The following is a 6,888-nucleotide window of genomic DNA, read 5'->3' as shown; positions in this document are numbered from 1 at the left end:
TCCGGAGATCGTCGTCAATGATGCGCAACGAGAGGAGTGGGTGCAGCTTTTTGCGATTGATGAGATCAAGGGTGACCTCACAACGCCTGCGTATACAGCCCCAGTCACTGTCGAATTTCTAAAGGCGCACCCGACACTTATGGTTGACACGCGCCATTTCGGAGAAAAATTGCGAGAACGCCTGATAGATGTAATTGACGATATTGATGAAAAAACAGACGGCGTGCTTATAGACAGCGAAAACTCTCAGGCTCTGGCGCTCTTGAAATCAAGATATTACGCTAAAATCGACTGCATATATATCGATCCGCCATATAATACGGACGCGTCAGCCATCGACTACAAGAACGGCTACAAGTCCTCCAGTTGGATGTCGCTGATGAATGATCGACTGCGCCTGTCACGGCCGGTCATGACAGACTCTGGTGTTTTGATCGCAGCAATCGATGACGAGCAGTACCGCGAGCTCAATTTCCTCATTGGTGAGAATTTTGATGGAAGGATATTGGGCACCATTGTGGTACGTGCAAACCCCTCAGGCCGACCAACGCAGACTGGCTATTCAGTCTCGCACGAGTATTTGATTTTCGCTGGTGAAGCCTCCAAGTCGAAAATTGGTAGAATGCCTCCTACACAAGAGCAATCTGCGCGCTTCTCGCAGAAAGATGCGGAAGGTGTGTTCGAGTGGCGGAACCTTCGCCGCGAAGGCGCTGGAGCAAATCGCGATGACCGGCGGACAATGTTTTATCCGATTTATCTAGGTGATAATACCATACGAATTCCTGAGATGGATTGGGATGAGGCAACCGAATCTTGGATTGTGAAAGATGAGCCCAAACAAAATGAACAGGTTGTTTGGCCAGTCAACGAGGATGGTGTTGAGAAGCGTTGGCGTTGGGAGCACAGCTCCGTAACACGGAGGGTTTCCGACCTTTGCATCCGTAAAGATCGGTCCGGGAAAGACTATGTTTATGCAAAGCGAAGGCCTCATGACGACGGAGTGGTTTCGGTTTCATCATGGTTTGATGCAAAATACTCTGCGACAGAGCACGGCACTGCTGTCCTTAAATCGCTATTTGGCAGCTCTCCGTTTACATATCCCAAATCGATTTTTGCCGTGCAGGATGCCATTTATATTGCGGGAGGTGGGGCACCCAATGCGACTATTCTTGATTATTTTGGGGGTTCCGGCACTACCGGACACGCTGTTATTAACCTCAACCGGAAAAACGGAGGAAGACGGAAGTTCGTGCTAGTTGAAATGGGCGCACACTTTGATTCAGTGCTGTTGCCTCGAATGAAGAAGATCACATTCACCCCTCACTGGTCGGCGGGGAAACCATCGGCGCCTGCAAGCAGAGACGAGACAAATGCCGGTCCGAAGATACTCAAAGTGATCCGCCTCGAGTCCTACGAAGACGCCCTCAACAATCTGGTCCCCCGCCGCTCCGCGCAGCAGGACGATCTATTGGCATCTGCTGACGCACAGGGCGTCGATCGCCTCAAGGAGCAATATATGCTCCGCTACATGCTCGACGTGGAAACGCGTGGCAGCCAGTCGCTGTTGAACGTCAAAGCATTTGCCGATCCGACCGCCTACAAACTGAAGGTGAAGCGTCCGGGATCGGATGAAAGCCGCGAGGTGGATGTCGATCTGCTGGAGACGTTCAACTGGCTGATCGGCCTCACTGTGCAGGGCATCGCTGCACCGCAGACCTTCACGACTGAATTCGAGCGCGACGCCGAGGGACGGCTCGACCTCAAGGGACGGCTTCGCCAGGACGCGGCCGGTCCGTGGTGGTTCCGCACCGTGACCGGCACCACACCGGATGGGCGCCGCGCGCTGATCATCTGGCGCAAGCTCACGGGCGATCCGGAGCAGGACAACCTCGTGCTGGACACCTGGTTCACGCGCGCGGGCTATTCCGCCAAGGACAGCGAGTTCGGACTGATCTACGTGAACGGCGACAACAACCTGGAAAACCTGAAAGCAGCCGACGACACATGGAAGGTCCGTCTGATCGAAGAGGACTTCCACCGACTGATGTTCGACACGGAGGGTCTTTGATGGCCCGCGCCACGACAACGACCACGCGCCGTCGCGCGAACGGAAGACCTCAGGTCCCTTTCGTTAACAAGCTGGCTTTGAACCAGTGGCTTCTGTCGCTGTTCGACGTAAAGCGGTTTGAGCAACTGGCCGAGATCCTGCGCAACGAGAAGCTGGAAGGCATGGACGAGAACAACGTCCATCACTTCCATCACGCCCTGACGGCGCAGCTTTTTAATCTCACCAAGCTGCCGACCGAACTGCTGCTTGAGTACGATCAGAACATCGTCAAACACACACAGCGCCTGAACGAGCGCCGCATAACCCGTGGCGAAGACCCGATCGTCTGGAAGTATTTCCAATACCTGACGCTGCTCTTCACCGAAATCTATCTCGATCGCTATTTCAGCGATCCAGCCGCCTTGCTGAAAGCGATCAACGAACAGGTCGCCTCCTGCAATGATGACAAGCCCGAAGCGGACCACATTGCGCCCTTCAAGAAAGACGGCGAAGCATGGTCACAGATCAACAAGATCTCCTACTGGAGCGCGACCGGCAGCGGCAAGACGCTGTTGATGCATGCCAATATCCTGCAATACCAGTTCTATCTCGACAAACACGGCCGTCGCCGCGACCTGAACCGGATCATTCTGCTGACGCCAAACGAGGGTCTCAGCCACCAGCATTTGCGAGAGTTCGAGGCGGCGGGCCTCGCAGCCGAGCTGTTCCAGAAGGACGGCGCCGGGCTGTTTACCGGGCAGCGGATTGAGATCCTCGACATCCATAAGCTCAAGGACGAGATGGGCGAGAAGACCATCGCCATCGACGCCTTCGAGGGCAACAACCTGGTGCTGGTGGACGAGGGTCACCGCGGCGCATCAGGCGGGGAGGAAGGTGCCTGGATGCGCTTCCGCAATGCGCTTTGCGAAAAGGGCTTCTCTTTCGAGTATTCAGCCACTTTCGGGCAAGCTGTAAAGGGAAGCCGAGCGCTCACCGACACCTATGCCAAAAGCATCCTCTTCGATTATTCCTACCGCTACTTTTACGGCGACGGATTCGGGAAGGACTACCAGATCCTCAATCTCGACGAGGGCACGCAGGCTAACCATCTCGACGCCTATCTGGTCGCCTGCCTTCTGGCTTTCTTCCAGCAACAACGGCTCTTCAAGGAGCAGGGCTTCGCGTTCCGCCCGTTCAATATCGACAAGCCGCTCTGGATTTTTGTCGGCGGCAGCGTGACAAAGACACTCGCCTCGCGGGATGCATCCGACATCATCGAAATACTGAAGTTTCTATCGCGCTACGTGGCCAACCGTTCCGCGAGCATTGAACGTATCCAGCGCGTTCTTAATCAGGGCCTCGTCACCGCCGGTGGGAAGAACCTTTTCGCGGGCCGTTTCACCTATCTGAACACGCTCGGCCTCTCAGCCGCGCAGGTGTTCGACGAAACGCTCTCCATCCTGTTCAACGCCGCAGGGGGCGGCGCGCTCCGTGTCGAGAACCTAAAAGGAGCAACCGGCGAAATCGCGCTACGCGTCGGCGACAACGAACCCTTCGGCGTGATCAACGTGGGCGACGACGCCAAGCTGGTCAAACTATGTGAAGACAACGGGATCGCCACCCAGGACAGCGAGTTCGCAGGCTCGCTCTTCCATGCGATCAACACCCCGCAATCGACCGTCAACCTGCTGATCGGGTCAAAGAAGTTTACCGAAGGCTGGAACAGCTGGCGCGTGAGCACCATGGGCCTGATGAATATCGGCCAGACGGAAGGTTCGCAGATTATCCAGCTCTTCGGCCGTGGTGTGCGGCTCAAGGGCTATGGTTCGAGCCTAAAGCGCAGCGGCAAGGCGCATTTGGCCGATGAGATCGAGCGCCCCAAACACATCGGCGTGCTGGAGACACTCTCTATCTTCGGGATTCGAGCGGACTACATGGCCCAATTCCGCGACTTCCTTGAGGAGGAAGGGCTGCCGGTCAACGATGACCGCTTCGAGTTCATGCTGCCGATCATCAAGAACCTAGGAACCCAGAAGCTCAAGATGATCCGCCTTAAGAACACGATCAATGGTGTCAGTACCGAGTTTGGCGATGCGTTCCGGCGGCTTGGGCCAATTCCTACCCTGTCGAAACCCGATCCGGCCAAGGAAGAGGCAACGGCATACCTTCAGAAGAACCAGGTTGTTCTCAACTGGTACCCAAAAATCCAAGCCATGAAATCGGGCGGGGTCGCAGGTGGCAATGTCGAGGCAGCGCCAAACCAGGCCCATCTGAACGGAAGGCACATCGCCTTCCTCGACCTTGATCGACTCTACTTCGAACTGGAGCGGTTCAAGGCCGAGCGCGGCTGGCACAATCTTAACCTTTCGGAAAATGGGATTGCCGACCTTCTTGCCGACCATAGCTGGTATCAGCTGCTTATTCCGGCCGAGGAGCTGATGTGTGACTCGTTCGATAAGGTCCGACTTTGGGAAGAAATCGCACTGTCGCTGCTGAAGAAATTTACTGAGCGCTATTACACGTTCCGCAAGCGCGAATGGGAGTTGCCCCACCTCGAATTTCAGGAGCTGACGGAAAACGATCCGAACTTCCCCAAAGGCCGGGACGAAAACGGCGAAGGATACTACCGCATCCTTCTCGACCGGTCGCAGGAAGAGATCGTTACGAAGCTCACGGAGCTGAAGGGCCTGATCGAGAATGGTGACCTGAAGCCGTGGGAGTTCAGCGGCATGAAGGCGATCTGGTTTGGGCGGCATCTCTATGAACCGCTTCTATATCTCGATCAGAGCATTGTCGAAGTCAGTCCGGTTCCGCTTAACAAGGGCGAGCGAAATCTAGTCGAGGACGTGAGACTATTTCATGACGAGTCCCCAGCGTTTTTCGCTGACAAGGAGCTTTATCTCCTGCGAAACCTGAGCAAGGGGCGTGGTGTCGGATTCTTCGAGGCCGGGAATTTTCACCCGGACTTTATCCTTTGGCTAATTTCGGGTGAGCAGCAGTTCATCGCCTTTGTTGATCCGAAGGGCATTCGGAACATCGGCTTCAATGACCCTAAGATTCAGTTTTTCCAGACTATCAAGGATATTGAGAGACGCCTTGGCGAACCATCGGTTGCGCTGAGCAGCTTCATCGTTTCAAACACTCCGTCTCATGTAATGCGATTGCTCTGGGCAGTCGATAAGCCGACAATGGAGGCGCGGAATATCCTATTTCAAGAGGAAGACAAGACAACCTACGTCGGCAAGATGATGCAGAGGCTAAGCGAAATGAAAGCGCAGCAATCAGTCTGATCGTCGCAATAATGGAGAGTATGTGATGGCATCAGAATCGAGCGCGCGACCTTCCTCGTTTGTCGGAGCGGCGTACAATTGGGCCGAGGATCAGACACAGCGATTTCCTGTCGAGGGGATATGGGAGAACGGCTACGAGGACGGCAAGTATGGAGAAGTCGTGCGCTCCATGCGGCCAAGCTAGCATTGACCCTGTCAAGCTCAAGAAAGTGCCGAGGCCTAGTTCATTGATTCGACAGCAACAACGCCCTTTGTTCGGATTTCTGGCTGATCCCTTCGGCAAGTCCGCCCGCGCCATGGAGCTGGACGGGGACTACATCCGGATCACACGCCGCAGTCAGGTCGCGTCAATGTCGTTGCAGTCCTTGGCGAGAGCACCTTCCCTTCGGAAGGGGATGCTCGGAACCGCACTGACCATCAGTTCGGGCGAGTTTGACGATGTCACGCTGAAGGGCGCGGGCCACCAAGATGCCTATGACTTTTCGGAACGGATCAAGAAAGCGTGGACCCGATTCAATCTCGCGGCCCTCGAGAAGGAAGCGGCGCGCCTGGACAGGATCCTCGCTGAGGTGATGTCGCTGGCAGCGCCGTCCCGATACCCCGCCGCGTGTCATATCGCGCCCTTGCTCGAACAAACCCGTGCTCTGGACGCTTCGCTCCTGTCGAAGCTGAATGCCGAGGCCATTGGTCGCGAGACCGTCGCGCGCATTGCGCCCGTCCGGAAGTTTGCAAGCGATCCGTGCACATTGCGGGCGAACGGCATCACGGCCTTCGTCACCGCCGAACTGGATCGCTGGAAGGATTTCTTCGACACGATCGAGAGCAAGCCGCTAACGCCGGAACAGCGCCTTTCGGTCGTCGTCGATGAGGATGCGACGCTCGTTCTAGCCGGGGCAGGATCTGGAAAGACCAGCGTCATCACCGCCAAGGCCGCCTATCTGGTCAAGGCGGGCATCCGTCAGCCGGAAGAAATCCTGCTTCTCGCTTTTGCGAAGAATGCGGCGGACGAGATGTCGGAACGGGTCGAGGCCCGAGCCGGCGTGCCCATCATGTCGCGAACCTTCCACGCGATTGCCTATGACGTCATCGGCATCGTCGAAGGGTCAAAGCCCGCTCTGGCCGGTCACGCCACCGATGACATGGCGTTCACCAACCTGATCAAGCAGATCCTGAAGGACCTGGTCCACGGGCTATCGGACGTGTCGAAGGCGATAATCCGGTGGTTCGCGCATTTTTTAGTCGAGCCGAAGACGGAATGGGACTTCCAGACCAAGCACGACTTCTACATCCACATGGAAGCGCAAGACCTGCGCACGCTGCAGGGCGAAAGGTCAAGAGTTACGAAGAATTGCAAATCGCCAACTGGCTGTATGAAAACGGCGTCGATTACGAGTATGAGCCTGTCTATGAACACAAGATCGCGGAAACCGGCAGGCGCGATTACCAGCCGGACTTCCGCTTGGTTGAGAGCGGCATCTACATCGAGCATTTCGGGGTGCGCCGCCAGAAGATAGCCGATGGCAGCGAACGGCTGGTCACCGCGCCCTTCGT

The 6,888-nt window shown here is 56.0% G+C and carries 3 protein-coding genes; all 3 read left to right on the top strand.

Features of this window, described 5'->3' with window-relative positions; all coding sequences use genetic code 11:
* Positions 1–2,068: site-specific DNA-methyltransferase (locus ACOI1H_RS22440; protein ID WP_422440323.1), on the top strand; the 2,068-nt coding region annotated here is incomplete at its 5' end.
* Complete coding sequence (locus ACOI1H_RS22435) at positions 2,068–5,337, top strand: DEAD/DEAH box helicase family protein (protein ID WP_422440321.1); 3,270 nt, start codon at positions 2,068–2,070, stop codon at positions 5,335–5,337. The genes ACOI1H_RS22440 and ACOI1H_RS22435, both read left to right, overlap by 1 nt.
* 251 nt (positions 5,338–5,588) lie before the next feature.
* Complete coding sequence (locus ACOI1H_RS22430; protein WP_422440320.1) at positions 5,589–6,851, top strand: UvrD-helicase domain-containing protein; 1,263 nt, start codon at positions 5,589–5,591, stop codon at positions 6,849–6,851.
* Positions 6,852–6,888 lie beyond the last annotated feature (37 nt).

Origin of the sequence: Loktanella sp. DJP18, from assembly GCF_049310965.1 — a bacterium.
Lineage (GTDB): Bacteria > Pseudomonadota > Alphaproteobacteria > Rhodobacterales > Rhodobacteraceae > Loktanella.
The sequence above is the reverse complement of the archived record's forward strand: the minus strand, read 5'-3'. Positions and strand labels throughout refer to the sequence as shown.